Origin of the sequence: Pseudomonas edaphica, from assembly GCF_005863185.1 — a bacterium.
Lineage (GTDB): Bacteria > Pseudomonadota > Gammaproteobacteria > Pseudomonadales > Pseudomonadaceae > Aquipseudomonas > Aquipseudomonas edaphica.
Genome location: NZ_VBVZ01000012.1, coordinates 1 through 26,357 on the forward strand (window position 1 = coordinate 1; position 26,357 = coordinate 26,357).

The window sequence follows — 26,357 nt, forward strand, 5'->3', positions numbered from 1 at the left end:
CCACAAAACAAATGTGGGAACCGGACTTGTGTGGGAGCTGGCTTGCCTGCGATGCAGGCACCGAGGTGTATCAGGTACACCGCGGTGATGCTATCGCAGGCAAGCCAGCTCCCACACAAGCCCAGCTCCCACATTTGTTTTGTGGTGTTGCTGAAATTAGCGCTGGTGCACCAACTGACCCGCTGCATACGTCTGCAACACCGTCCGGTCATCCCCCAACGTCATCAACACAAACAACGTCTCGGCAATGTTATTGGCCTGCTTCAAGCGATAGCTGAGCAGCGGCGTAGCGTTGTAGTCCAGCACCAAAAAGTCCGCATCCGTGCCCGGCTGCAATGTGCCGATCTTGTCTTCCAGACGCAGTGCCCGCGCACCGCCCAAGGTGGCCAGGTACAGCGACTTGAACGGGCTCAAACGCGCGCCCTGCAATTGCATGACCTTGTAGGCTTCGTTCAGGGTTTGCAGCAGCGAGAAGCTGGTGCCACCGCCCACGTCAGTGCCCAGGCCGACATTCAGCTTGTGCTTCTCGGCCATCGGCAAGTTGAACAAGCCACTGCCGAGGAAGAGGTTCGAGGTCGGGCAGAACGCCACGGCTGAACCCGTCTCCGCCAGCCGTGCGCACTCGTCATCACACAGGTGTACGCCGTGGGCAAACACCGAGCGCTCGCCCAGCAGCTTGTAATGGTCGTACACGTCCAGGTAACCGTTGCGCTCCGGGAACAGCTCTTTTACCCACTCGACTTCCTGCTTGTTCTCGCTGATGTGCGTCTGCATGTACAGGTCCGGGTATTCGCCCAGCAGTTGCCCGGCCAGCGCCAGTTGCTCCGGGGTGCTGGTCGGCGCAAAACGTGGCGTGACGGCATAGTGCAAACGGCCCTTGCCGTGCCAGCGTTCGATCAGCGCCTTGCTTTCCTGATAGCCGGATTCGGCAGTGTCGGTGAGGTAGTCCGGCGCGTTGCGGTCCATCATCACCTTGCCGGCGATCATGCGCAGGTCGAGTTTCTCGGCGGCTTCAAAGAACGCGTTCACCGACTGCGGGTGCACGCTGCCGAACACCAGCGCCGTGGTGGTGCCATTGCGCAGCAGTTCCTTGATAAAGATACCCGCGACTTCCTCGGCGTGGGCCTTGTCGGCGAACTGGCTTTCACACGGGAAGGTGTAGGTGTTGAGCCAATCCAGCAACTGCTCGCCATAGGCACCAACCATGCCGGTTTGCGGCAGGTGGATATGGGTGTCGATCAGGCCGGGCGTGATCAGCGCATCCTGATAATGGGTCACGTCGATGTCGGCGGGCAGGGTTGGCAGCAAATCGCTGGCGTGGCCCAGGGTGCTGATCTGGCCGTTATCGATCACCAGCAGGCCGTCTTCGAAATACTCATAAGAGGCTTCGATCCCCACTTCGGCGGGGTCGGCGATGCTGTGCAAAATGGCGGCGCGGTAGGCTTTGCGAGTCAAAGGCATGGTGATCTCAATGTGTTAGATAGCTTGGCTGCGACGCGAGGCCGGCAGCAGGTGGCGATGATTTCGCCGGCGATGGAGATGGCGATCTCCACCGGCAGTTTGCCCTTCACCTCGGTGAGGCCCATGGGGCAGCGCATGCGTTGCAGTTGCGCGGTGTCGAAGCCGCGATCTCGCAGGCGGTGTTCGAACTTGACCCGCTTGGTCTTTGAACCGATCAGGCCGAAATAGGCAAAGTCATTGCGCTTGAGCAGGGCGGCAGTCAGTTCCAGGTCCAGCGCGTGGTTGTGGGTCATCACGATGCAGTAACTGCCCACCGGCAGGTCGGCAATTTCGTCGACCGGCTCTTCGCTGATGATTTTACGCACGCCCTGAGGGATGTGTTCTGGAAACTCCTGATCACGCGAATCAATCCAGCGCACCCGACACGGCAGGCTTGCCAACAACGGCACCAGCGCGCGGCCGACATGGCCGGCGCCAAATACCGCGATCTGCGCCTGCACCTGGCCCATGGGTTCGAACAGCAACACCGTCACGCCGCCGCAGCACTGGCCCAGGCTGGCGCCGAGGCTGAAGCGCTCCAGATGGGTGTTCTGCTGGCCACGCACCAGCATGTCACGGGCGATCTGCATCGCCTTGTATTCCAGGTGCCCGCCGCCGATGGTGTCGAAGGTGTGCGCGGCGCTGATGACCATTTTTGAGCCGGCATTGCGCGGCGTGGAGCCGAGCTCTTCGATGATGGTCACCAGCACGCAGGGTTCACCCTGGTTCTGCAGGTCGGCGAGGGCGCTGATCCAGTTGTTCATAGTCACCTCCAGTCAGATCGTTCCCACGCTCCGCGTGGGAATGCATACCGTGACGCTCTGCGTCACAACAGCGGACGCAGAGCGTCCAAGGCGGCATTCCCACGCAGAGCGTGGGAACGATCAAGCCAGTTCAGTCTCAACGTTTTTTGCAGCGCTCAACTGCCGCATCTGCTCACAGCCCCACAACACCCGCTCCGGCGTCGCCGGCGCATCAATCTTCGGCTGATGGCGATAGTCACCCAGGCTCGCCACGGCATCCTTGATCGCACACCACGAAGCAATCCCGAGCATAAACGGCGGCTCGCCCACGGCCTTGGAGTGGAACACCGTGTCTTCCGGGTTTTTGCGGTTTTCCACCAGCTTCACACGCAAATCCAGGGGCATGTCCGCCACGGCCGGGATCTTGTAGCTGGCCGGGCCGTTGGTCATCAGCTTGCCCTTGTTGTTCCACACCAGCTCTTCCATGGTCAGCCAGCCCATGCCCTGGATAAAGCCGCCTTCGACCTGGCCGATGTCGATGGCCGGGTTCAGCGAGGCGCCCACATCGTGGAGGATGTCGGTGCGCAACATCTTGTATTCGCCGGTCAGGGTGTCGACGATCACTTCGCAGCAGGCCGCGCCGAACGCGAAGTAATAGAACGGCCGGCCACGTGCCTGGCTGCGGTCGTAAAAGATTTTTGGGGTTTTGTAAAAGCCGGTGCTCGACAGCGAAACCTGAGCGAAATACGCCTGCTGGATCAACGCCTCAAAGGTCAGGATCTGATCGCGCACGCGCACATGGCCGTTGTGGAACTCCACGTCCGCTTCACTCACGTCGTACTTACGCGCGGCAAATTCCACCAGGCGCTGCTTGATGGTTTCGGCAGCGTTCTGCGCGGCCTTGCCGTTCAAGTCGGCACCGCTGGAGGCGGCGGTCGGCGAGGTGTTGGGCACCTTGTCGGTGTTGGTGGCGGTGATCTGCACGCGGTCGATCTCGACCTGGAATATTTCAGCCACCACCTGCGCGACCTTGATGTTCAAGCCCTGGCCCATCTCGGTGCCGCCGTGGTTCAGGTGGATGCTGCCGTCGGTGTAAATGTGGATTAACGCGCCAGCCTGGTTGAGGAAACTGGCGGTAAACGAAATACCGAATTTCACCGGCGTCAGCGCCAGGCCTTTTTTCAGAATCGGGCTGTGGGCGTTGTACAGGCGGATCGCCTCGCGGCGCTCGGCGTATTGGCTGCTGGCCTCAAGCTCGGCGGTCATTTCTTCGAGCATGTTGTGCTCGACGGTCTGGTAGTAGTGGGTGACGTTGCGCTCGGTCTTGCCGTAGTAATTGGCCTTGCGCACCGCCAACGGGTCCAGTGCCAAGTGGCGCGCGATGGCGTCCATGACTTCTTCGATGGCCACCATGCCTTGCGGGCCGCCAAAGCCGCGATACGCGGTGTTGGACGCGGTGTTGGTCTTGCAGCGGTGGCCGTTGACGGTGGCGTCGCCCAGGTAATACGAGTTGTCGGAGTGGAACATGGCGCGGTCGACAATCGAGTTGGACAGGTCCGGCGAACAGCCGCAGTTACCTGCCAGGTCCAGATTGATGCCGTGCAGGCGGCCGTTGTCGTCAAAGCCCACGTCGTATTCGATATAGAACGGGTGGCGCTTGCCGGTCATCAGCATGTCTTCGACACGCGGCAGGCGCATCTTGGTCGGCTGGCCGGTCAGGCGCGCGACCACCGCGCACAGGCACGCGGGGCTGGCGGCCTGGGTTTCCTTGCCGCCAAAACCCCCGCCCATGCGGCGCATGTCCACGACGATTTTATTCATCGACACGTCGAGCACTTCGGCCACCAACTTTTGCACTTCGGTGGGGTTTTGCGTGGAGCAGTAGACGATCATGCCGCCGTCTTCGGTGGGCATTACCGAGGAAATCTGGGTTTCCAGGTAGAAGTGTTCCTGGCCGCCGATATGCAGGGTGCCCTGGATACGGTTTTTCGCGGTGGCCAGTGCGCCCGCCGAATCACCGCGTTGGTGGGTGTGGCTGTCGAGCACAAAGTGCTTCTTGCGAAAGGCCTCGACCACGTCCAGCACCGGCTCCAGGTCTTCGTATTCGATCACCGCCGCCATGGCCGCTTTGCGCGCGGTTTCCAGGTCGCGGGCGGCCACGGCCAGCACCACTTGGCCGACAAACTGCACGGTGTCGATGGCCAGTAACGGGTCGCCGGGCATCAATGGACCAATGTCTTTGAGGCCCGGCACATCTTCATGGGTGATGACGATACGCACGCCGTCAAAGGCGTAGCAGGGTGCGGTGTCGATGCTGATGATGCGCGCATGGGCGCGGTCGGACATGCGCGCGTACAGGTGCAACTGGTTAGGGAATTCAAGGCGATCATCGATGTACTGCGCTTCACCGCTGACGTGCTTGGCGGCGCTGTCATGCTTGACGCTGCGGCCGACCCCGGTGGTCAGGTCCTGGGCAAACAGCTCGGCGAGTTCGGCCTGGGTTTTAACGACGGCGTGATGGTTAGACATAAGCGGTCACCCGAGTCTCGATGTGCGGTGTTTGCAGTTCGATGAAGTATTTGCGCAGCAGGTTCTGCGCGCTGAGCAGGCGGTATTCCTTGCTGGCGCGGAAATCTGACAGCGGGGTGAAATCCTGGGCGAGGGCGGCGCAGGCTTTCTCCACCGTGGCGGCGTTCCAGGTGGCGCCGACCAATACGGTTTCGCAGCTTTTCGCGCGCTTGGGCGTGGCGGCCATGCCACCGAACGCCACGCGGGCGTCGCTGATCACACCGTTGTCGAGCTTCAGGTTGAAGGCGGCGCACACGGCGGAAATATCATCGTCCAGGCGCTTGGAAACCTTGTAGGCGCGGAACAGCGTGTGGCCCTTGGGCACGATGATCTTCTCGATAAACTCGCTGTCTTGGCGCGCAGTGACGCGGTAATCGATGAAGTAATCTTCCAGCGCCAGGGTGCGACGGGTGTTGCCCTTGCACAGCACGATCTGCGCGCCGAGCGCGATCAGCAGTGGTGGCGAATCGCCGATGGGCGACGCATTGCCGATATTGCCGCCCAGCGTGCCCTGGTTGCGGATTTGCAGCGAAGCGAAGCGGTGCAGCAAATCGCCGAAGTCCGGGTATTCGTGGTGCAGCGCGCTGTAGCAGTCGGACAGCGGTGTAGCCGCGCCGATTTCCAGGCGGTCGTCGAACGACTCGATGCGTTTCATCTCTTCGATGTTGCCCACGTAGATCATCACCGGCAGCACACGGTGGAACTGCGTGACTTCCAGTGCCAGGTCAGTGCCGCCCGCCAGCAAACGCGCCTGCGGATAGGCGTCGTAGAGATCGGCCAGATCGGCAACGGTGAGCGGCACCAGACAGCGTTTGTCGCCGCTGTTGAGTTCACCGGTTTGCGTGGGCGCGATGGCTTTGAGACGGGCGATGGTCTCGGGTTGGCGGCTGTCGAACTGATCCGCCGGCTTGTTGCAGCAGGCCTGTTCGGCGGCGGCGAGGATCGGTCGATAACCGGTGCAACGGCACAGGTTACCGGCCAGGGCTTCATGGGCTTTCTGGCTATTGGGGGCGTCGCTGTTCTTTTGCAGGGCAAACAGCGACATCACAAAGCCTGGGGTGCAAAAGCCGCATTGCGAGCCGTGGCACTCGACCATGGCCTGTTGCACGCTGTGCAGTTGGCCTTGATGTTTGAGGTCTTCGACGCTGATCAGCTGTTTGCCGTGCAATGACGACACAAACGTCAGGCAGGAATTGAGGCTGCGATAGCGGATCTGCTCCGCGCCTTGAGTGTCGGTGTGCAATTCGCCGACCACCACGGTGCATGCACCGCAATCGCCGCTGGCGCAGCCTTCCTTGGTGCCGGATTTGCCCAAATGCTCGCGCAAATAGTTGAGCACGGTCAGGTTGGGGTCCAGGGCGTGCTCGCTACGGAGTTCCTGGTTAAGTAAAAACTGGATCACGGAAGGCCTCGCAGACTCATTATTGTTGTTAACCGCTTTGCGCCGAATCTAGTCATGTCTGACTTTTCGGTCAACGATTTTCTGACCAGAAGGTCAAGAAATTGCGATCACAACACTTTTAATTATGGTCCAGTCTTCTGGAACCGGTGTTTTTGCTGGCTTTTGGCTTTTCATCGCTGCTTATTTCATGCCAAATTCGCGCCTGTGGGCGTAGCGCCATCAGCCAGCCAATGCGCTACACTGCCGCGCTTGTACCGATAGAAGATTTTGAAGGGAAAACATGACGTTCAAGGCGCCGGACAGTCTCGCCGAGCAAATTGCTCACCACCTCGCCGAACGTATCATTCGCGGCGATCTCAAGCCTGGGGAGCGGATCCAGGAACAGAAAGTCACGCTGGCACTCAATGTCAGCCGTGGTTCCGTGCGTGAAGCTTTGCTGATCCTCGAGCGCCGCCACCTGATCGCGATCCTGCCGCGCCGTGGCGCCCACGTCACCGAACTCACCGCGCACAAGGTGCAGAGCCTGTGCACGCTGATGGGCGAGTTGTACATCCTGCTCGGCAATTCGGTGGCTGAGGGCTGGAAGGTCCAGGCTGACATGGCGCCGTTCCTGCAGATCCAGCAACGCCTGATGACCAGTTTCGAACGTGAGGACGTGCGTGCCTTCGTCGAAGAAAGCTTCAGTGTGATGCGCGCCGCGTACCCCTTCGCCAACAACCCGTACTTGCAGGAAACCGTCGAAAACCTGCAGCCGGCGATGAACCGTGCCTATTACCTGGCCCTGGACCAGCGCAAGGCGGAGATGAGTGAGTACCTGGCGCTGTTCGAGCAGCTGCTCGCGGCGGTGCTCGCCCGTGATCTGCCGCAGATCCGCCAGGTACTGTCGGCCTACTGCGAGCGCAGCAGCACGTTGGTCATCGCTGCGTTGGCGGGCGCCTAAACGTGCGGCTCAAGTGCATCAAACTGGCGGGGTTCAAATCCTTCGTCGACCCGACCACGGTGAACTTCCCCAGTAACATGGCGGCGGTGGTCGGGCCCAATGGCTGCGGCAAGTCGAACATCATCGACGCCGTACGTTGGGTGATGGGCGAGAGCTCGGCAAAAAACCTGCGTGGCGAGTCGATGACCGACGTCATCTTCAATGGCTCCACCAGCCGCAAGCCGGTGAGCCAGGCCAGCATCGAACTGGTGTTCGATAACTCCGATGGCACCTTGATCGGCGAATACGCGGCCTACGCGGAAATCTCGATTCGCCGCAAAGTGACGCGCGACAGCCAGAACAGTTACTTCCTCAACGGCACCAAATGCCGTCGACGCGATATCACCGATATTTTCCTTGGCACCGGCTTAGGCCCGCGCAGCTATTCGATCATCGAGCAGGGCATGATCTCCAAGCTGATCGAAGCCAAGCCCGAAGACCTGCGCAACTTTATCGAAGAAGCTGCCGGCATCTCCAAGTACAAGGAGCGCCGTCGCGAGACCGAAAACCGTATCCGCCGCACCCACGAAAACCTTGCCCGCCTCACCGACCTGCGCGAAGAGCTGGAGCGTCAACTTGAACGCCTGCACCGCCAGGCCCAGGCGGCCGAGAAGTACCAGGAATACAAGGGCGAGGAGCGCCAGCTCAAGGCGCAGCTCTCGGCCCTGCGCTGGCAGGCGCTGAATGATCAGGTCGGCCAGCGCGAAGCGATCATCGGCACCCAGGAAATCAGCTTCGAAGCGCTGGTGGCCGAGCAGCGTAATGCCGACGCGAGCATCGAGCGCTTGCGTGACGGTCACCATGACCTGTCCGAGCGCTTCAATCTGGTGCAGGGGCGGTTCTATTCGGTAGGCGGCGATATTGCTCGGGTCGAACAGAGCATCCAGCACGGCCAGCAGCGCCTGCGCCAGTTGCAGGACGATTTGAAAGAAGCCGAACGCGCGCGGCTGGAAACCGAGTCGCACCTGGGCCACGACCGCACCCTGCTGCTGACGTTGGGCGAAGAGCTGGACATGCTCACGCCCGAGCAGGAAATCACCAGCGCCGCCGCCGAAGAGGCCGCGGCCGCCCTGGAAGAAGCCGAAACCACCATGCACGGCTGGCAGGAACAGTGGGACGCTTTCAACCTGCAATCCGCCGAGCCGCGCCGCCAGGCTGAGGTGCAGCAATCGCGCATCCAGCAACTGGAAACCAGCATGGAGCGCCTGGCCGAGCGCCAGCGCCGTATGCAGGAGGAGCGCGCGTTGCTCGCCGCCGACCCGGAAGACGCGGCGATCATGGCGTTGAGCGAACAGCTGGCCGAAAGCGAAATGACCCTGGAAGAACTCGAGGCCAGCGAAGAACAGCAAGTGGAGCGCCTGGAGCAATTGCCTCAGCAACTGCAACAGGCGACCCAGGCCCAGCAGCAGGCCCAGGGCGATTTGCAGCGGCTGAACGGGCGCTTGGCGTCGCTTGAAGCCTTGCAGCAGGCCGCGCTGGACCCAGGCACCGGCACCGCCGAATGGCTGCGTGACCAGCACCTGGCCGAGCGTCCGCGCCTGGCCGAAGGCTTGAAAGTTGAAGCGGGTTGGGAATTGGCGGTCGAGACCGTGTTGGGCGCCGACCTGCAAGCCGTATTGGTGGATGATTTTGGCGGTTTCGACCTGGCCGGTTTTGCCCAGGGCGATTTGCGTTTGCTCAGCCCCGCAGTCGATGGCACGCGAGTGCCGGGCAGTTTGCTCGACAAGGTTGAGGCCGCGATCGATCTGGCGCCGTGGCTGGGCCAGGTCAAACCGGTTGAATCATTGGAGCAAGCCTTGTCCCAGCGTGGCCAATTGGGCGCCGGTGAAAGCCTGATCAGCCGAGACGGTTACTGGGTTGGCCGGCACTTCCTGCGCGTGCGTCGCGCCAGTGAGGCCGAGAGCGGCGTATTGGCCCGTGGCCAGGAAATCGTCAACCTGAGCGCCGAACGCGAAGAACGCGAGGCCACCCTCGAAAGCCTGGAAACCGAACTGCAAACCCTGCGTGCCACTCAGCGCCAACAAGAGACTGGCCGCGAACACCTGCGCCGCCTCTTGCAGGACGAAGCGCGCCAGCAAGGCGAATTGAAAGCCCAACTGTCGGCGAGCAAGGCCAAGGCCGAGCAACTGACCCTGCGCCGCACCCGCCTTGACGAAGAAGTGGCCGAGATGGGCGAGCAGCGCGCCCTCGAACACGAGCAGATCGGCGAAGCGCGCCTGCACTTGCAGGAAGCCCTCGACAGCATGGCGCTGGATACCGAGCAGCGCGAACTGCTGCTGGCCCAGCGCGACAGCCTGCGTGAGCGCCTCGATCGCGTGCGCCAGGAAGCCCGTCAGCACAAGGATCACGCCCACCAATTGGCCGTGCGCCTGGGCTCGTTACAGGCCCAGCACACCTCCACGCGCCAGGCGCTTGAGCGTTTGGAGATGCAGTCCGAACGCCTCACCGAAAAGCGCGAGCAACTGAGCCTCAACCTGGAGGAGGGCGAGGCGCCGCTGGAAGAGTTGCGCCTTAAGCTCGAAGAGTTGCTCGACAAGCGCATGACCGTTGATGAAGAACTCAAGACCGCGCAAATCGCCCTGGAAGACGCCGACCGCGAACTGCGCGACGCCGAGAAACGCCGGACCCAGGCCGAGCAGCAATCCCAGCTGATTCGCGGCCAACTCGAACAGCAACGCATGGAATGGCAAGCCCTGACCGTGCGCCGCAAAACCCTGCAAGACCAGTTGCTTGAAGACGGCTATGACTTGCACGGCGTGCTCAATACATTGACCGCCCAGGCCAATGAAAAAGACGCCGAAGAAGAACTTGAGCGCATCGCCGCGCGTATCCAGCGCCTGGGCGCGATCAACTTGGCGGCCATCGACGAATACCAGCAACAGTCCGAGCGTAAACGTTATCTGGATGCTCAAGACGCCGACCTGGTCGAAGCGCTGGACACTCTGGAGAACGTGATCCGCAAGATCGACAAGGAAACCCGTAATCGCTTCAAAGATACCTTTGATCAGATTAATGGCGGTTTACAGGCGTTATTCCCGAAAGTTTTCGGTGGCGGCAGCGCCTACTTGGAACTGACGGGCGAAGATCTACTCGATACAGGGGTGACGATTATGGCGCGGCCCCCGGGCAAGAAGAACAGCACCATCCATTTGTTGTCCGGTGGCGAAAAGGCACTCACGGCATTGGCCCTGGTATTTGCGATCTTCAAGTTGAACCCGGCGCCGTTTTGCATGCTCGACGAAGTTGACGCGCCGCTGGATGACGCTAACGTTGGACGCTACGCTCGGTTGGTTAAAGAGATGTCCCAGACCGTGCAGTTCATCTATATCACCCACAACAAGATCGCTATGGAAATGGCCGACCAGTTGATGGGCGTGACGATGCATGAGCCGGGTTGTTCGCGGTTGGTGGCGGTGGATGTCGAAGAAGCGATGGCGATGGTGGACGCCTAGCGGCGAGTTGCAAGCTGAAAGTGTGTGAGGCTATAGCTTGCAGTGTGTAGCTCACAGTTGGCGGCTTGCGTAAGAGATCTCCCATGTCGCCGAAAGATGGCAAACCGATACATTTCGCGCCAACTGTGTAAAGTTATCGAAGGTCGTGCTAGTTTATTGTCAATTCCTCGTATGCGTGGGCAAAACGTCAGTCAGAACATAGAGTTGGCGCCACGTTTTAAAGCGGTTTGGACGTTGCTAAACCCCTTATTTTTCAGCATTTTTTATTAGAGGCACGGGATTACATGGAAATCGGTCTGCGCGAGTGGCTGATCGTCATCGGCATTATTGTCATTGCCGGTATTCTTTTTGATGGCTGGCGCCGCATGCGCGGTGGCAAGGGCAAGCTCAAATTCCGTCTGGACCGTAACCTGTCCAACTTGCCCGACGACGACGGCAGCGCCGAGCTGCTGGGGCCGCCTCGTGTGCTGGATAACCATAAAGAACCACAACTGGACGAGCACGACTTGCCGTCGATGAGTGCGCCGGTGCGTGAAGCCCGCGAGCCGTCGTCCAAGCGTGGCAAGCGCGCCAGTGCCGCCGTCGCCGAGCCGCATCAGGGCGACCTGAACCTCGACGTCGACGAAGGCCCGAGCTTCAGCAGCCGCGACGACGATTTCCCGGATGAAAATATCGGCAAGGCATCCAGTGCGCCGCGCCAATCGGTCAACGACCAGCCGGCTGCCGAAGAAGTCTTGGTGATCAGCGTGATCTGCCGCGACGCCGCCGGCTTCAAAGGCCCGGCACTCTTGCAGAATATCCTCGAAAGCGGCCTGCGTTTTGGCGAGATGGATATTTTCCACCGCCACGAAAGCATGGCCGGTAACGGCGAAGTGCTGTTCTCCATGGCCAACGCGGTCAAGCCGGGCACTTTCGATCTGGACGATATCGACTTGTTCAGCACCCCGGCGGTGAGCTTCTTCCTCGGTTTGCCAGGCCCGCGTCACCCGAAACAAGCGTTCGACGTGATGGTGGCTGCTGCGCGCAAGCTGTCCCAAGAGCTCAACGGCGAGCTCAAGGACGACCAACGCAGCGTGCTCACTGCCCAGACCATCGAGCATTACCGTCAGCGCATCGTCGAGTTCGAGCGTCGCGCCCTGACACAGAAACGCTGAGGTTCGATCTTAAGCGTTGCCTGTAGAATCCGTGCACTAACATATTGAGCAGCTTCGGCTGCTCTTTTGCTTTATGAGAGAACACCCATGACCGCCGCCCACACCCGCATTCTCGAACTGCGCGCTGAACTGGATCAGCACAATTACCGCTACCACGTCCTCGACGAGCCGAGCATTCCGGACGCCGAGTACGACCGGTTATTCCATGAGCTAAAGGCTCTGGAAGCCGAGCACCCGGATTTGGTGACGCGTGATTCGCCGACGCAGCGGGTTGGCAGTGCGGCGCTGTCGGCGTTCACCCAGGTCAAGCACGAGATTCCGATGCTCAGCCTGGGCAACGCCTTTGATGAAACCACCATGCTCGAATTTGATCGCCGGGTTACCGAAGGTCTCGACCTGCCGGTGGGCGATCTGTTTGGCGGCGGCGCAGCGGTGGAATACAGCTGCGAGCCCAAGCTCGATGGCCTGGCGGTCAGCCTGTTGTATCAGGACGGCGAGCTGGTGCGCGGTGCCACGCGCGGCGATGGCACCACCGGTGAAGACATCAGCGTCAACGTGCGCACGGTGCGCAATATCCCGTTGAAACTGCACGGCAGCGGCTGGCCGGCGACCCTGGAAGTGCGCGGCGAAGTGTTCATGTCCAAGGCTGGCTTCGAGCGCCTTAATGCCTCGCAACTGGAAGTGGGCGGCAAGACCTTCGCCAACCCGCGTAATGCCGCCGCGGGCAGCTTGCGCCAGCTGGACTCGAAGATCACCGCCAGCCGCCCGCTGGAGTTTTGCTGCTACGGCGTGACTACCGACATCAGCGACACCCATATCGGTAACCTGCAGCAACTGCAGAAGTGGGGCATGCCCATCAGCCATGAGCTGAAGCTGGCCAAGGGCATTCAGGATTGCCTGGCGTACTACCGCGATATCGGCGAGCGGCGTAACAGCCTGCCGTATGAGATTGACGGCGTGGTGTTCAAGGTCAACAGCATTGCTTCGCAACGTGAGCTGGGCTTCCGCGCCCGCGAACCACGCTGGGCCATCGCGCATAAATTCCCGGCCATGGAAGAGCTGACCGAGCTGCTCGATGTGGAATTCCAGGTCGGCCGCACCGGTGCTGTAACGCCGGTGGCGCGCTTGAAGCCGGTCAAGGTCGCGGGTGTGACGGTGTCCAACGCAACCTTGCACAATATGGATGAAGTGGCGCGCCTGGGCTTGATGATCGGCGACACCGTGATCATTCGCCGTGCCGGTGATGTGATCCCGCAAGTCGTCTCGGTGGTCACCGAACGCCGCCCGGAAAACGCCCGCGCCGTGCACATTCCGCGAAGCTGCCCGGTGTGCGGCTCCCATGTGGAGCGCACGCAACTGGTCAAGCGCAGCAAGGGCAAGGAAACCGTCAGCGAAGGCGCGGTTTACCGCTGCGTCGGGCGCCTGGCCTGTGGCGCGCAGCTCAAGCAGGCGATCATCCATTTTGTGTCGCGCCGCGCCATGGACATTGACGGCCTGGGCGACAAGACCATCGAGCAACTGGTGGATGAAAAGCTTATCGGCTCGCCGGCTGACCTCTACAAGCTCAAATACGAGCAGATCATCGACCTGGAAGGCTTTGCCGATATTTCCAGCAAGAAGCTGATTGCCGCCATCGAAAACAGCAAGACGCCGACCCTGGCGCGGTTTATCTACGCCTTGGGCATTCCGGACGTGGGCGAAGAGACGGCCAAGGTGCTCGCGCGCTCGCTGGCGTCCCTGGAGCGCGTGCAGCAGGCCTTGCCGGAAGTGCTGACGTACTTGCCGGACGTGGGCCTTGAAGTCGCCCACGAGATTCACAGCTTCTTTGAAGACAGCCATAACCAGGAGGTGATTGGCGCGCTGCTGTCGCCGGATGAATGCGGCCTGCAATTGCAGGATCAGGGCGACCTGAGCGCCGAGTTTGCCGCCAGCACCACCCTCGGCGGCCTGCTCGACAAGCTGCACGTGCCCAGCGTAGGGCCTGGCGCCGCGCAAAAACTGGCCGACAAGTTCGTAAGCCTCGAAGGCGTGATCAAGGCCGACTGGCTGGATATGCGCCAGGCGTTGCCCGAGAAGCAGGCCAAGGCGGTGCGCGAGTTTTTTGATAACCCGGACAATGCCCACCGTGCCCTGGCCATCGAGCAGCAGCTCAAGGACTTCGGTATGCACTGGCAGAGCGAGAAGAAGGTCGTCGAAGGCTTGCCGGAAGCGGGGCATACCTGGGTGCTGACCGGCTCTCTTGAGCTGATGAGCCGTGATGTGGCCAAGGACAAGCTCGAAAGCCTGGGCGCCAAGGTGGCAGGTTCCGTCTCGGCCAAGACTCACTGCGTGGTTGCCGGGCCAGGCGCGGGTTCCAAGTTGGCCAAGGCCACCGAGCTGGGCCTCAAGGTGCTGGACGAAGAGGCCTTCGTCGCTTTCCTGGCCAAACACAACATCAGCGTCTGACGATCGTTCCCACGCTCCGCGTGGGAATGCAGCCCTGGACGCTCTGCGTCGGCTCTTGAACCTCGTGACGCAGAGCGTCACCGCAGGCATTCCCACGCAGAGCGTGGGAACGATCTTTCACGGTAAATGATCTAGTCTTGGTCACCCAGGGAGAGATCGCCATGTTCCGCTACTTCGAGCAACTCAGCACGCGCATCGCCGCACCGTTCATGGCCGGATCCTCGCGCAGCAGCAAGGTGTGGCAGTGCCGGTGCGGCCAGTCGCTGTTCTTTCGCAACAGCCAGTGCCTGGTCTGTTCTGCGCTGTTGGGCTATCAGCCCCAGCAAAGCCGGCTGTCGTCGCTACAACCCGGCCCGGTCGATGGCACATGGCTACAGGACGATAACCTTGACGCCGGCACCTTCCGCCGCTGCGCCAACCTCGACACCCCGGCCGCCTGCAACTGGCTGATTCCTGCCCACAGCACCGCAACGCTGTGCGTGGCGTGCAGCCTGAACCGCACTATTCCCGACTTATCGGTGCCGGAAAACCCCGAACGCTGGCGCAAAGTCGAAACCGCCAAGCGCCGGTTGGTGGCGCAACTGATCAGCCTGGGCCTGCAAGTGGTGCCCAAAAGTGTTGACGAAAACAGCGGCCTGGCGTTCGATTTCGTCGGCATTGACCTTGAAGGCAACGCACCCACCACCGGCCACGCCAACGGCCTGATCACCCTCGATATCAAGGAAGCGGACGACGCCCATCGCGAGAAAGTCCGTGTGCAAATGCGCGAGCCGTATCGCACGTTGCTCGGCCACTTTCGCCATGAGGTCGGCCATTACTATTGGGATCGGCTGATTGCCAACAGCCATTGGCTTGAATCGTTTCGTAGCCTGTTCGGCGACGAACGCGCCAGTTACGCCGAGGCACTCGAGCAGCACTACCAGAACGGCCCGCGCGCCGACTGGCAGCAAACCTGTGTCAGCGCCTACGCGACCATGCACCCCTGGGAAGACTGGGCCGAAACCTGGGCTCACTACCTGCACATGATGGACGCCGTCGACACCGCACTGGGCTTTGGCATGAGTGCCCGCGAGATGGACCTGGATTACCAGCCCTTCCCGTTGACCACGCTCTACGACCCCGAACACCCTGGCGGCCCGGCCTTCCTGTCGTTCGTCAACGCCTGGATCGAACTGGCCGGCATGCTCAACGAACTGTCGCGCAGCATGGGCCAGCCGGATTTCTACCCCTTTGTGTTGCCGCCGGCGGTGATCGCCAAGCTGCACTTCATTCACTTGGTGATTCAGGAGGAGGGCGGCAGGGCCGACGAAGTCGTACAAGCACAGTAATCCACCCCTATGTGGGAGCTGGCTTGCCTGCGATTGCGGTGCATCATCCAGTGAATGCCCCAACTGATACACCGTAATCGCGGGCAAGCCCGGCTCCCACAAGGTTCTGGCAGGTTATCGAGGTTGTGGACAAGTGCTTGAGCCCCTTCATATTTTTAATCCGGAACAACGGTTGTAAGTTCCGATGAGATCGGTACAATGGCGCGGCTTGCCGAGAGGCCAGCGTCGTTATGGTGACCCCATCGGTCCCCCCGCAACGATTACCCGTGAACCTGGTCAGAGCCGGAAGGCAGCAGCCACAGCGGGAACATTGTGTGCCGGGGTGTGGCTGGTGGGGTTGCCTCCATAACGCTCTCCTTTGTTTCTACCCTTCCTGTTTCAAATCAAACATTGTTTTAATCGCCCATCTGCCATTTTTTGCGCAGCGATGACGGCGTTGTGCTGGAAAACTTTCAGCGGCCTGCTAGCGTCATTCTTGTAAGCGACCCTGTGCTGGAGTAGTAAAGAAGTGATGGCACTCCTTTGATCAACAAGGATGATTGCCATGCCCAGCCTTCCCGTTTTACCCAGAACGCTCAGTGCTTCAGTCGGCGCCCCAGGCAAGGCGCAGAATGTGCTTGCTGATGTTCGCTTTATCCAGCATCTGTTTAATCTGATCACGCCAGAATCCGCTTCGCGCCTTGTGGAGGACGGAAAGTGCGGCCCGCTGTTGTTGCGGCGCATCAGCGACTATCAGGCGAATCGTCTCAAGGTCAGCAAACCTGATGGGGTGATTGACCCGGGCGGTCGGACGTTCAATAGCCTGGTCGACGATGCAGGCAAAGCCAATGCCGTTGTTCTTCCCGACCAGTCGTTAGTCACCAGGCCCACCTGTGACGGTCAAATCGCCCTGACCGAGGCTGATTTTCAGCGCGCGGCTGCAGCGCTGGGCAACGGTATTTCGGTGAACCTGATCAAGGCGTTCGCCGCCGTTGAGTCTGGTGGGCGATCCGGGTTCGGGCCGGCCAACATGCCGGTTATCGCCTTCGAGGGCCATATCTTTCGCAAGTACACTCAACATAAGTACGACAGGACCTACCCCTTTTTGTCCTACCCCTTTTTGGTCAATGCTGGCCCGCAATGGAAAGCCAACAATAAAACCCAGGCGATTGCGTGGCGGACTCTGGTCGATGCTTATACGTTGGACCAGGCAGCAGCGCTGATGTCGGCGTCCTACGGTATGTTCCAGGTCATGGGCTTTAATTTTGCTGCCTGTGGTTACAAGAACGTGTTCGAGTTTGTGGCTGCACTGAAGCTTAACGCCGGCCAGCAATTGATGGCGTTCTGCGGCTTTTGCCGCAAGAATCCAGCCTTGCTCAGAGCGATGAAAAGCAAGGACTTTGCCGGCATGGCGCGCAATTACAATGGCTCAAGCTATGGCGACTACGACAGGCGTATCCAAAAAGCCTTCGAGGCGCTGGAACGGAAAAAATAGCCGCACCTGCTGGCTGCCTCACATCGTTGAGGTGGCCCACTGGACAACCCAAAATCATCTTGTTAGTTTCCGCCAGCCACTTGTTTCAAGTTATGACAGGTGTGCGGTGCTGATATTGAAGTGCTATCACTTCTTGAACTAACAAGGATGTCCATGATGAAAAGCCTGCAAGGGTTGCCCCGTCTTATCAGTGCTTCAGTGGGCGCGCCGGGTAAAGCGCGCAACTTGCCCGCCGATGTTCAGTGCATCCAGTATCTATTTAATCTGATCATTCCCAAGATGGGTTTTGCGCTGGCCGAAAACGGTAAGTGCGATGGGCAATTGGTGCAGTGCATCAGCCAGTATCAGTTCCGGCACCTCAAGTATGCGCATCCTGATGGCGTGATCGACCCGACCGGTCGAACCTTCAATAGCCTGATAGAAGAGGCGGTCAAAGTGCCGGTGAAGGCGTTTCCGACGATGCGCATTCCGAGCTTTCTCAACGCGTTTGGCAATAACGGCGGCGATGCGGTACAGGCCACGGTCAATGTGTACCTGGAGCGCATGCGCGCGACCATCGAGGCCGAGCGGCGTAACCGCCAGTTGATGCTCCAGGCCACGTGCGATGGTGGCATGACGCTGACCGATACCGACTTTCAAAGCGCTGCCACCCAGTTGGGCAGCGGCATTTCGGTGAATATCATCAAGGCTTTCGCCACGGTCGAATCCGGCGGGCGTTCCGGGTTCGGGCCGGCCAAGTTGCCGGTGATTGCCTTTGAAGGCCACTTGTTTCGCAAGTACACCAAGCACATCTACGATCAGGCGCACCCGCTGCTGTCTTATATCTACGTGAGAAAGGCCGGGCCGCAGTGGCAGGTCAATAACAAGGACCAGACCAAAGCCTGGGAGACCATGGCCACAGCGTTTGCGCTGGACCAGGAGGCGGCATTGATGTCGGCGTCCTGGGGCATGTTTCAAATAATGGGGTTCAACTACACCTCCTGCGGTTACAAGACGGTGTTTGAATTTGCTGCCGCCCTGAAGGTCAATGCCGGTAACCAATTAAAAGCGTTTATTGGTTTTTGCAGCCAGAGCCCGGCCCTGATCAAGGCCATGAAAGATAAAGACTACGTGGCCATGGCGCGTAACTATAACGGCAAGGATTACGGTGACTACGACAGCCGTATCAAAAAGGCCTACGAAGCATTGGAAGGGAAGAAATAAGATGAGCCGTTTTCTAGCGATGAGTGTGTTGTCGTTGTGCGCCTTGGTGCCCGCGTTGGCAGGTGCCGCTGAGCTGCATTCTGGTAAATACGAGGGATTGATGCTGGCGGTCACCCCTGAGCATCAGGTCGAAGGCTACTACGCAGAAGAACTGGGCGAGGGTGTGACCCGCAGCTGCACGTTTTACCTGCAAGGCCAGCCTGAAGCGCTCACCACCTGGCTAGACAAGGCCTACCCTGGCAGCGTCGCAGCGTCCTCCGACGGCGTGACCTTGACGGTGGAGCAGGGGCGCGAGCATCCCGGTTGCATCAGCGTGCTGATGCCGGAAATAGCCACCGGCCTGGACCTGGCCCAAACGGCCAGCAAGCAATGGATCGGCCTGGTGACCGTGACGGCCGACAAGGCTTACCTGCTGAAAAAACCAGGCGCTGAAGCGGCCAAACGCGCGTATATCGTCAAGGACGATGTGGTCGGCGTGCTGGCGTTCAAGGACGGCTGGGCCAAGGTCGAGTTCACCAATGCCAAAGAGCATACCTACACCGGTTGGATCAGCCAGGACCAGTACGCACGCTTGGCGGTGCCGCAAGCCAACTAGCCAAACGTCTCCCGCAGCAGCCCGGCAAACGCATCCCGCGCCAGGTGGCGCTGGGTGTCCGTGTGCCAGAACAGCAGGTTGTCCACGGCCTGCAACTCCTCGAACCGGTAGGAGGCCAGTTGATTGGCCTGCTCGTAGCGGGCCAGGATGCCTTCCGGCGCCAACGCCACGCCAATCCCTGCACTGACGCAACCAATGATGGTGCCCCAACTGGCATAGCTGGCGATGCTTGGTTTGAAGGCGTGCGGTTTGATCCAGTTCTCCAGCGCCGCGCGATACGGACAACCGGGCGGCCACACCAGCAAGGTGCGGCCTGCCAAGTCTTCGGCACTGTTGATCGGCGCGCTGGAGGCGCTGGCGATCAGCACCAGGCGTTCGCTGTAGACCACACTGTGTTCGAGCTTGGCGCGCTTGCCGCCCGAGGCCACCAGCGCCACATCGAGGCGATGGTGTTGCAGGTCGTCGAGCAGTTGCGCCCAGGCGCCGGTGACCAGTTCCAGGCTGACGTCCGGGTAGCGCCGGTGGTATTCGGCCAGCAGCGGCGGCAGGCGGCCGCTGGCGCTGGATTCCACCGCACCGATGCGCAGCGTGCCGCGCGGGATGGCGTTGGCATCCACTGCGCGTTTGGACTCATCCACCAGGGCCAGGATGCGCTCGCAGTAATCGAGGAAGATTTCCCCGGCGGCACTGATGGCCAACCCACGGCCTGCGCGAATAAACAGCGGTGTGCCCAACTCGCTTTCCAGCTGCTTGATGCGCGTGGTGATGTTGGACGGCACGCAGTGCAGTTGCAGCGCGGCCTGGGCCACGCTGCCGGTTTGTGCCACGGCGCGCACCATTTTCAGTTGGGCCAGTTCCATTGCTCAGTTCCAATGATTTCAGAAGTCAGAAACGCTTAATTGTCCTGCGCCTTGCGCGGCTCAAGACTGACGGTATTCCTTCTCAGTATCTGGATGCCGTCGATGAATGCCCCGTCACCCGTAAAGCTTACGCTAGTCATCGCTGGCGTGATTCTCTGTTGGGCCTATTCGCCGATTGGCGTGCACATGGGGCTGCACAGCTACAGCCCTGGCCAGTTGGCGTTGCTGAGGTTTCTGATCGCCTCGGTGTTCATGGGCGGCATCGCCCTGGCGGTAGGCATCGGCCGCCCGCGTGTGCGGGATCTGCCGTGGTTGCTGGTGTTGGGTTTTTTCGGCGTGTTCCTGCACCACACCAGCCTCAACTACGGGCAACAGTGGGTGACGGCGGCGGCATCGAGTGTACTGGCGCAGTCGGTGCCGCTGTTCAGTGTGGTGATCGCGTTTTTCTGTTTGAAGGAACGGGTCAGCCTCTGGCGTTGGGGCTGCGTCTTGCTCGGCTTGCTGGGTGTGCTGGTGGTGATCTGGGGTGATCATGGCGTCGGTGATATCGACCCGCGCGGCTTGCTGATCTTGCTGGCAGCCGTGTCGTGGAGCGTGTATTTCGTCATCCAGAAACACTACGCCCATCGCTACAGCCCGCTGACCATGGCGTGTTACATGGTGTGGGCGGGCACCTTGATGCTGTGCGTGAACCTGCCGGGCTTGCCGGCTGCGGTGGCCCAGGCGCCAATGCCGGAGAATCTGTCGGTGCTGGTATTGGGGATTTTCCCCAGCGCCCTGGCCTACCTGGCTTGGGGCTATGTGCTCAAGCACGTGGACGTCAGCCGCGCCTCGGTGGCGATGTACCTGATTCCGCCGGTGGCCATGCTGATGGCGGCGACGCTGCTGGGCGAGCACATTGCCCTGCAAGTGATATTGGGCGCGGTGATCGTGCTGGCCAGTGTCGCCGCCATCAGCCTTGAAGGGCGCTGGCGCTCAATCGCTCAGGCTGAACGCGCGCAGCCGGTGGCCGTCGAGGTCCTCGGCGACGAAGGTGTAGCCGAAGTCAAGGTGGGTCGGTGACTGAATGATGGTCGCGCCGCGCTCTACCCATTGAGCGTAAAGGGCGTCTACGGCGGCTGGGTCCCCCAGCGAAAAACCTACCTCACCGCCTCCGCCGGTAAACTGAGCCGCAGGCTCTACGGTGTGACGCGACCACAGCCCCAGCTTGACGCCGTTGTCGAGAATGAACAGGGCGAACGTCGGGTTCAGTTCCACCGGCGGCTTGCCCAGCAGGCGGCTATAGAAGTTGGCGCTGGTGGCCGGGCTGTCGACGTAGAGCAGGAAGTAATGGGCGACGGTGTGCATGCAGGCTCCTTGATTACGGGCGGTTAAGTGAGCCCAGTCTAGGGGACGGCCCTGTCAGTTCTTGTCAGGAGCGTTCTTGTCAGGAGTGCGCAGCGGTCGCGCATTCTCCCCGGTGTACAGTTTGATCAGGTCATCGATCTCGCCCGACATTTTCATCCGCAGCAGCGTGCGCATGATCCGTTGCACCGGCACGCTCGGGTCATTGCGCACGATGCAGCCCAGGTTTTGTTCGTCGATCACCGCGACGTTGTGCAGCCGCAGGCTTGGGGGCACTTTCAGGTTGAAACGGTCCAGGGTCCATTCGTTGATCACGGCGTATTCGAAACGCGCGGCCACCAGCTTGTGCAGCACCAACTCCTCGCTGCGCGAATCGTCGCGGGTCAATTGGCCACTGGCAAACAGCGGTTCGAGGACGACATAGCGGTAGTTGAGCACCGTGCCAATGGCCTGCGGTGCCAACCTGGCCACCTGAACGGGCGGTGCGTGGACACTGGCCAACACATTGCGCTGCACCATCAAGGGTACGCTCCAGCTGTAGTCGCCGGACAATTCGCCGAGCCAATCCTGGGCGACATAGCAGCGCACATCGACCTCTGCGCGTGCCATGGCACCGGCGAGTCGCGCCCGGGCCAGCACGTGGAACTCGGCTGGCCGCCCGACCTGGGTGGCCAGGCTCAACATCAAGTCATACAAAATGCCCTGTGTGGGCTGGTCACCCTCTATCTGTGCCATGGGCATTGCCCAGCTGTCGGAAACCGAAAAACGCAACGGTGCGGGCGCCGCCAGGCAAGCAACGGAAATCATCCATAAAGCGCCCAGGACTACACGCATACACTCTCCGGGTTCAGGCCTTTGTGGGGCCAGTCAGGCAAGCTTAGTCAGATTAGACGAGCGTGCCGGATGCAATTTCCCCCTTGCTCCGCTAGCATTACCGGCTTCCGCTTCCCAGTTGCGACGGTTTTCGATGAGTTATCAGGTTCTTGCACGTAAATGGCGCCCGCGCTCGTTCCGCGAAATGGTCGGCCAGACCCATGTGCTCAAGGCTCTGATCAATGCCTTGGACAGCCAACGGCTGCACCACGCCTACCTGTTCACCGGTACTCGCGGGGTCGGCAAGACCACTATCGCGCGCATTATTGCCAAGTGCCTGAACTGTGAAACCGGCATCACGTCGACGCCTTGTGGCACCTGTTCGGTATGCCGCGAGATCGACGAAGGGCGTTTTGTCGACCTGATCGAGATCGATGCCGCGAGCCGCACCAAGGTCGAAGACACCCGCGAGCTGCTCGACAACGTGCAGTACGCGCCGAGCCGTGGGCGCTTCAAGGTCTACCTGATCGACGAAGTGCACATGCTCTCCAGCCATTCCTTCAACGCCCTGTTGAAAACCCTGGAAGAGCCGCCGCCCTACGTTAAGTTCATCCTGGCCACCACCGACCCGCAGAAACTTCCTGCAACGATTTTGTCGCGGTGCCTGCAGTTCTCCCTGAAAAACATGACGCCCGAGCGCGTGGTCGAGCATTTGACCCATGTGCTCGGCGTCGAGAACGTGCCGTTCGAAGACGATGCGTTGTGGCTGCTCGGCCGCGCCGCCGATGGTTCGATGCGTGACGCCATGAGCCTCACCGACCAGGCCATCGCCTTCGGTGAAGGCAAGGTCATGGCCGCGGATGTGCGCGCCATGCTCGGCACGCTGGACCACGGCCAGGTGTTCGACGTGTTGCACGCGCTGATCGAAGGTGACGCCAAGGCGTTGCTCGAAGCCGTGCGCCACTTGTCGGAGCAAGGCCCGGACTGGAACGGCGTGCTCTCGGAAATCCTCAATGTGCTGCACCGCGTGGCCATCGCCCAGGCGTTGCCTGAAGGTGTCGACAACGGCCATGGCGACCGCGACCGCGTATTGGCGCTGGCCCAGGCGTTGCCAGCCGAAGATGTGCAGTTCTACTACCAGATGGGCCTGATCGGCCGCCGGGATTTGCCCTTGGCGCCAGACCCGCGTGGCGGCTTTGAAATGGTCTTGCTGCGGATGCTGGCCTTCCGGCCCGCCGACTCGGCGGACGCACCGAGACAGCCGCTAAAGCCAGTGGGGATCAGCCAGGCCACAGTTGATTCCGCCAAACCAGTGGCTGGCGCGGCGGTAGTCGCGCCAGTAGTTGCTGCACCTGAACCTGCGCCGCCTGCACCTGCGCCAGCACCCGAGCCTGCGGTTGCCGCGCCGGTGGTCGAACCTGCGCCCGTGGTTGAGCCTGAACCTGCTCCCGCGCCGGTGGTTGACCTGCCTTGGAACGATCCGGTCGACGCAGAAGCTGAACCTGAGCCTGAACCTGAAGTCGAGCAAGTGCCCGCCGTGGAGCCCGTGCTGGAAACCACCGGCGAGCAGCCCGAGCTGACGCCGATGCCCACGCCGACTCCGGACAGTGCGGTGCCGGACGCGCCGGAATGGGTGTCGGCGCCGGTCCCCGAGCCGACCGTTGCGCAGGTGGACGCCGCTACGCCGGGTATCGACCTCGATGACGAGCCGCCGCTGGACGAAGATTACATCGAGCCGGACATGGATTCGGCCTACAGCTACCTGGACGACCTGGCCAGCGAGCACACCGCCGAACCGGCCCCCGAGCCCGAAGCGGAACCCGCTGCGGCCCCGGCCACTGGCCTGGCGTTGCAATGGTTGGAGTTGTTTCCGAAATTGCCGATCTCCGGCATGACCGGCAGCATCGCCGCCAACTGCACCTTGATCTCCATCGAGGGCGACCACTGGCTGTTGCACCTGGACCCGGCCCACAGCGCCTTGTTCAACGCCACTCAGCAACGCCGACTCAACGATGCGCTCAACCAGTACCATGAACGCACGTTGACCATCGCCATCGAACTGATCAAGCCTGAGCAGGAAACCCCGGCCCAGGCGGCGACTCGTAAGCGCATCAACCGTCAGCGCGAGGCTGAAGACTCGATCCATGGCGATCCGCTCATCCAACAGTTGATGCAACAGTTCGGTGCGGTGGTGCGTCACGATACTATTGAACCTGTCGAAGCCCCGGTGCCCCAAGCGTCATAAAACCGGGCTACTAATTGATTGATCCAAGTACTTTGAGGTGATTCCCATGATGAAAGGTGGCATGGCCGGCCTGATGAAGCAGGCGCAGCAGATGCAGGAAAAGATGGCCAAGATGCAGGAAGAACTGGCCAACGCCGAAGTCACCGGTAAAGCCGGTGGCGATATGGTCAGCGTGGTGATGACCGGTCGTCACGACATCAAGCGCGTGAGCATCGACCCAAGCGTATTGCCTGGCGTCGGCGAAGATGACCTGGAAATGCTCGAAGCGCTGTTCGCCGCGGCCGTCAACGACGCCGTGCGCAAGATCGAAGCCAACAGCCAGGAAAAAATGGGTGGCGTGACCGCTGGCATGCAACTGCCGCCGGGCATGAAACTGCCGTTTTGATCGTGCAGCGTTAGCTAGACTCAAATGCCAGGCATCGCGCCTGGCATTTTTGTTTGTGCTAATCCGATCGAACCCTGGCATGGCAAGCAGGGTCTGCACCCTATACCGAAAGATTCGTTAAAGGAGCCCCTCATGCCTCAAGAACCCATTCTTAACCAGCGCATTGTCCTGGTCTCGCGCCCGCAAGGCGCGCCGACACCGGAAAACTTTCGCCTGGAACGCGTGAACCTGCCGGAATTGGCAGATGGCCAGGTGCTGCTCAAAACCCTGTACCTGTCCCTCGATCCCTACATGCGTGGGCGCATGAGTGACGCGCCGTCCTACGCAGCTCCGGTGGAAATCGACGAAGTGATGACCGGTGGTGCTGTCAGCCGTATCGAGCAATCGCGTAACCCGAAATTCGCGGCGGGTGATCTTGTGGTGGGTTCCACCGGCTGGCAGAGCCATAGCATCTCAGACGGAAACAACCTGATCCCGCTGCCCAAAGGCCTGGCCAGCCCCTCGATGGCGCTGGGTGTATTGGGTATGCCTGGCATGACCGCGTACATGGGCCTGATGGATATCGGCCAGCCCAAGGCCGGCGAAACCCTGGTGGTGGCGGCTGCCTCCGGCGCGGTGGGTTCGGTGGTCGGGCAGGTGGCCAAGCTCAAGGGTTTGCGCGTGGTGGGTATTGCCGGCGGCGCGGACAAGTGCCGCTACGTGGTCGATGAGCTGGGCTTTGACGCCTGTATCGACCACAAGAGCGCCGATTTTGCCCATGAGCTGGCGTTGGCCTGTTTCAAAGGCGTGGATATCTACTTTGAAAACGTTGGCGGCAAAGTCTTCGACGCCGTGCTGCCGCTGCTCAACCCCAAGGCACGCATTCCGCTGTGCGGCCTGATCGCCGGTTACAACGCCCATGAAGCCCCCAGCGGTCCTGATCGGCTGCCGGCACTGCAACGTACCTTGTTGACCAAGCGCGTGCGCATCCAGGGTTTTATCGTGTTCGACGATTATGGCGATCGCCAGCCCGAATTCCTCAGCGCCATGGCGCCGTGGGTGCGCGACGGCAAGATCAAGTTCCGCGAAGACGTGGTCGATGGCCTGGAACAGGCACCCGAAGCCTTTATCGGTTTGCTCGAGGGGCGCAACTTCGGCAAGTTGGTGGTGCGCGTCGCACAGGATTGAGCATTTGACGCTAATCCGAGGCGCGGGTATAAACCGCGTCTCGTTGTTTTGTCGGACCCTTCGCCCATGAGCTTCAGCCCCCTGATTCGCCAACTGATCGACGCCCTGCGCACTTTGCCGGGTGTGGGCCAGAAAACCGCCCAGCGTATGGCGCTGCAACTGCTGGAGCGTGATCGCAGCGGCGGCACGCGGTTGGCCCAGGCCTTGAGCCAGGCCATGACCGGCGTCGGCCACTGCCGCCAGTGCCGCACCCTGACCGAAGAAGACCTGTGCCCGCAATGCGCCGACCCACGTCGCGACGACACTTTACTGTGCGTCGTTGAAGGGCCGATGGACGTGTACGCCGTCGAGCAGACCGGCTATCGCGGGCGCTACTTTGTGCTCAAGGGGCATCTTTCGCCGCTGGACGGCCTGGGGCCGGAAGCCATTGGCATTCCGCAACTGGTGACGCGCATTGAGGAGCAGGGCACGTTTACCGAGGTGATCCTGGCAACCAACCCGACGGTGGAAGGCGAGGCGACGGCGCATTACATCGCCCAATTGCTGACCAACAAAGGCTTGATTACCTCGCGTATCGCCCATGGCGTGCCGTTGGGTGGCGAGCTGGAATTGGTGGATGGCGGCACGTTGGCGCACTCTTTTGCCGGTCGCAAGCCGATCGCGCTCTAAAATGTGGGAGCTGGCTTGCCTGCGATAACGG

General features: G+C 60.9%; 19 protein-coding genes, 1 other RNA gene and 1 pseudogene. 14 read left to right on the forward strand and 7 right to left on the reverse strand.

Going from position 1 to position 26,357, the window contains the following annotated elements:
* Nucleotides 1–156 precede the first annotated feature (156 nt).
* The 4 genes and pseudogenes from guaD to xdhA form a co-directional block, all read right to left on the reverse strand.
* Entirely contained in the window at nt 157–1,461 is a 1,305-nt protein-coding gene (guaD, locus tag FEM54_RS01630) for a guanine deaminase (RefSeq protein ID WP_138449216.1), read from the reverse strand.
* Between the two features lie 50 nt (nt 1,462–1,511).
* A pseudogene (gene xdhC, locus FEM54_RS01635) lies at nt 1,512–2,264 on the reverse strand (xanthine dehydrogenase accessory protein XdhC); the annotation flags it as partial.
* A 120-nt stretch (nt 2,265–2,384) separates the two neighbouring features.
* Entirely contained in the window at nt 2,385–4,772 is a 2,388-nt protein-coding gene (gene xdhB / locus FEM54_RS01645) for a xanthine dehydrogenase molybdopterin binding subunit (protein WP_138449222.1), read from the reverse strand.
* Nucleotides 4,765–6,213: a xanthine dehydrogenase small subunit gene (gene xdhA, locus FEM54_RS01650; RefSeq protein ID WP_138449224.1), complete on the reverse strand. Its 1,449-nt coding sequence runs from the start codon at nt 6,211–6,213 to the stop codon at nt 4,765–4,767. The genes xdhB and xdhA overlap by 8 nt, the downstream gene beginning before the upstream one ends.
* Before the next feature lie 280 nt (nt 6,214–6,493).
* Here xdhA and FEM54_RS01655 point away from each other — a divergent pair, with 280 nt between their 5' ends.
* The 9 genes from FEM54_RS01655 (at nt 6,494) to FEM54_RS01695 (ending at nt 18,843) form a co-directional block, all read left to right on the forward strand.
* Complete coding sequence (locus tag FEM54_RS01655; protein ID WP_138449226.1) at nt 6,494–7,153, forward strand: GntR family transcriptional regulator; 660 nt, start codon at nt 6,494–6,496, stop codon at nt 7,151–7,153.
* 2 nt (nt 7,154–7,155) lie between these two features.
* Nucleotides 7,156–10,644, forward strand: coding sequence for a chromosome segregation protein SMC (smc, locus tag FEM54_RS01660; RefSeq protein WP_138449228.1), 3,489 nt, complete (start codon nt 7,156–7,158; stop codon nt 10,642–10,644).
* A 284-nt stretch (nt 10,645–10,928) separates the two neighbouring features.
* Nucleotides 10,929–11,798: a cell division protein ZipA gene (zipA, locus tag FEM54_RS01665; RefSeq protein WP_017134785.1), complete on the forward strand. Its 870-nt coding sequence runs from the start codon at nt 10,929–10,931 to the stop codon at nt 11,796–11,798.
* Between the two features lie 87 nt (nt 11,799–11,885).
* Nucleotides 11,886–14,243 (forward strand): NAD-dependent DNA ligase LigA, encoded by a 2,358-nt coding sequence (gene ligA / locus FEM54_RS01670; protein ID WP_138449230.1) that lies wholly within the window; start codon nt 11,886–11,888, stop codon nt 14,241–14,243.
* A 161-nt stretch (nt 14,244–14,404) separates the two neighbouring features.
* Complete coding sequence (locus tag FEM54_RS01675) at nt 14,405–15,571, forward strand: zinc-binding metallopeptidase family protein (RefSeq protein ID WP_017134787.1); 1,167 nt, start codon at nt 14,405–14,407, stop codon at nt 15,569–15,571.
* 240 nt (nt 15,572–15,811) lie between these two features.
* An RNA gene (gene ffs, locus FEM54_RS01680) (signal recognition particle sRNA small type) lies at nt 15,812–15,908 on the forward strand.
* 207 nt (nt 15,909–16,115) lie between these two features.
* On the forward strand, nt 16,116–17,045 hold the full coding sequence (locus tag FEM54_RS01685) for an N-acetylmuramidase family protein (RefSeq protein WP_017134789.1): 930 nt from the start codon (nt 16,116–16,118) through the stop codon (nt 17,043–17,045).
* 156 nt (nt 17,046–17,201) lie between these two features.
* Nucleotides 17,202–18,248, forward strand: a complete 1,047-nt coding sequence (locus FEM54_RS01690) for an N-acetylmuramidase family protein (protein ID WP_017134790.1) — start codon at nt 17,202–17,204, stop codon at nt 18,246–18,248.
* 1 nt (nt 18,249) lies between these two features.
* The gene (locus FEM54_RS01695) at nt 18,250–18,843 is read left to right on the forward strand and encodes an SH3 domain-containing protein (RefSeq protein WP_138449232.1); all 594 of its coding nucleotides are present in this window, start codon (nt 18,250–18,252) and stop codon (nt 18,841–18,843) included.
* Here the strand turns inward: FEM54_RS01695 and FEM54_RS01700 are convergent.
* The gene (locus tag FEM54_RS01700) at nt 18,840–19,703 is read right to left on the reverse strand and encodes a LysR family transcriptional regulator (protein WP_017134792.1); all 864 of its coding nucleotides are present in this window, start codon (nt 19,701–19,703) and stop codon (nt 18,840–18,842) included. The genes FEM54_RS01695 and FEM54_RS01700 overlap by 4 nt on opposite strands.
* A gap of 102 nt (nt 19,704–19,805) precedes the next feature.
* Here FEM54_RS01700 and FEM54_RS01705 point away from each other — a divergent pair, with 102 nt between their 5' ends.
* Nucleotides 19,806–20,765: a DMT family transporter gene (locus tag FEM54_RS01705; RefSeq protein ID WP_138449234.1), complete on the forward strand. Its 960-nt coding sequence runs from the start codon at nt 19,806–19,808 to the stop codon at nt 20,763–20,765.
* Here FEM54_RS01705 and FEM54_RS01710 read toward each other — a convergent pair.
* Together FEM54_RS01710 and FEM54_RS01715 are read right to left on the reverse strand one after the other, a co-directional pair.
* Nucleotides 20,679–21,050 (reverse strand): VOC family protein, encoded by a 372-nt coding sequence (locus FEM54_RS01710; protein WP_017134794.1) that lies wholly within the window; start codon nt 21,048–21,050, stop codon nt 20,679–20,681. The two genes, FEM54_RS01705 and FEM54_RS01710, sit on opposite strands and share 87 nt — an antisense overlap.
* A 54-nt stretch (nt 21,051–21,104) precedes the next feature.
* The gene (locus FEM54_RS01715) at nt 21,105–21,881 is read right to left on the reverse strand and encodes an amino acid ABC transporter substrate-binding protein (RefSeq protein ID WP_138449235.1); all 777 of its coding nucleotides are present in this window, start codon (nt 21,879–21,881) and stop codon (nt 21,105–21,107) included.
* A 133-nt stretch (nt 21,882–22,014) separates the two neighbouring features.
* On the opposite strand from FEM54_RS01715, the gene dnaX reads away from it, so the two are divergent.
* The 4 genes from dnaX to recR all read left to right on the forward strand — a co-directional run bounded on the left by dnaX (nt 22,015) and on the right by recR (nt 26,326).
* Entirely contained in the window at nt 22,015–24,105 is a 2,091-nt protein-coding gene (gene dnaX, locus FEM54_RS01720) for a DNA polymerase III subunit gamma/tau (RefSeq protein WP_017134796.1), read from the forward strand.
* A 46-nt stretch (nt 24,106–24,151) separates the two neighbouring features.
* Complete coding sequence (locus FEM54_RS01725; protein ID WP_003175481.1) at nt 24,152–24,490, forward strand: YbaB/EbfC family nucleoid-associated protein; 339 nt, start codon at nt 24,152–24,154, stop codon at nt 24,488–24,490.
* Between the two features lie 132 nt (nt 24,491–24,622).
* Nucleotides 24,623–25,657 carry an NADP-dependent oxidoreductase gene (locus tag FEM54_RS01730; RefSeq protein ID WP_017134797.1) on the forward strand — a complete coding sequence of 345 codons (1,035 nt, stop codon included), beginning with the start codon at nt 24,623–24,625 and terminating at the stop codon, nt 25,655–25,657.
* Between the two features lie 66 nt (nt 25,658–25,723).
* The gene (gene recR / locus FEM54_RS01735; RefSeq protein ID WP_017134798.1) at nt 25,724–26,326 is read left to right on the forward strand and encodes a recombination mediator RecR; all 603 of its coding nucleotides are present in this window, start codon (nt 25,724–25,726) and stop codon (nt 26,324–26,326) included.
* Nucleotides 26,327–26,357: the final 31 nt, after the last annotated feature.

Excerpts from the sequence above, each read along its gene's own strand:
- guaD (WP_138449216.1), bottom strand. The coding sequence starts at position 1,461 with ATGCCTTTGACTCGCAAAGCCTACCGCGCCGCCATTTTGCACAGCATC.
- xdhB (WP_138449222.1), bottom strand. The coding sequence starts at position 4,772 with ATGTCTAACCATCACGCCGTCGTTAAAACCCAGGCCGAACTCGCCGAG.
- FEM54_RS01655 (WP_138449226.1), top strand. The coding sequence starts at position 6,494 with ATGACGTTCAAGGCGCCGGACAGTCTCGCCGAGCAAATTGCTCACCAC.
- zipA (WP_017134785.1), top strand. The coding sequence starts at position 10,929 with ATGGAAATCGGTCTGCGCGAGTGGCTGATCGTCATCGGCATTATTGTC.
- ligA (WP_138449230.1), top strand. The coding sequence starts at position 11,886 with ATGACCGCCGCCCACACCCGCATTCTCGAACTGCGCGCTGAACTGGAT.
- FEM54_RS01675 (WP_017134787.1), top strand. The coding sequence starts at position 14,405 with ATGTTCCGCTACTTCGAGCAACTCAGCACGCGCATCGCCGCACCGTTC.
- FEM54_RS01685 (WP_017134789.1), top strand. The coding sequence starts at position 16,116 with ATGCCCAGCCTTCCCGTTTTACCCAGAACGCTCAGTGCTTCAGTCGGC.
- FEM54_RS01690 (WP_017134790.1), top strand. The coding sequence starts at position 17,202 with ATGAAAAGCCTGCAAGGGTTGCCCCGTCTTATCAGTGCTTCAGTGGGC.
- FEM54_RS01695 (WP_138449232.1), top strand. The coding sequence starts at position 18,250 with ATGAGCCGTTTTCTAGCGATGAGTGTGTTGTCGTTGTGCGCCTTGGTG.
- FEM54_RS01700 (WP_017134792.1), bottom strand. The coding sequence starts at position 19,703 with ATGGAACTGGCCCAACTGAAAATGGTGCGCGCCGTGGCACAAACCGGC.
- FEM54_RS01705 (WP_138449234.1), top strand. The coding sequence starts at position 19,806 with ATGAATGCCCCGTCACCCGTAAAGCTTACGCTAGTCATCGCTGGCGTG.
- FEM54_RS01710 (WP_017134794.1), bottom strand. The coding sequence starts at position 21,050 with ATGCACACCGTCGCCCATTACTTCCTGCTCTACGTCGACAGCCCGGCC.
- FEM54_RS01715 (WP_138449235.1), bottom strand. The coding sequence starts at position 21,881 with ATGCGTGTAGTCCTGGGCGCTTTATGGATGATTTCCGTTGCTTGCCTG.
- dnaX (WP_017134796.1), top strand. The coding sequence starts at position 22,015 with ATGAGTTATCAGGTTCTTGCACGTAAATGGCGCCCGCGCTCGTTCCGC.
- FEM54_RS01725 (WP_003175481.1), top strand. The coding sequence starts at position 24,152 with ATGATGAAAGGTGGCATGGCCGGCCTGATGAAGCAGGCGCAGCAGATG.
- FEM54_RS01730 (WP_017134797.1), top strand. The coding sequence starts at position 24,623 with ATGCCTCAAGAACCCATTCTTAACCAGCGCATTGTCCTGGTCTCGCGC.
- recR (WP_017134798.1), top strand. The coding sequence starts at position 25,724 with ATGAGCTTCAGCCCCCTGATTCGCCAACTGATCGACGCCCTGCGCACT.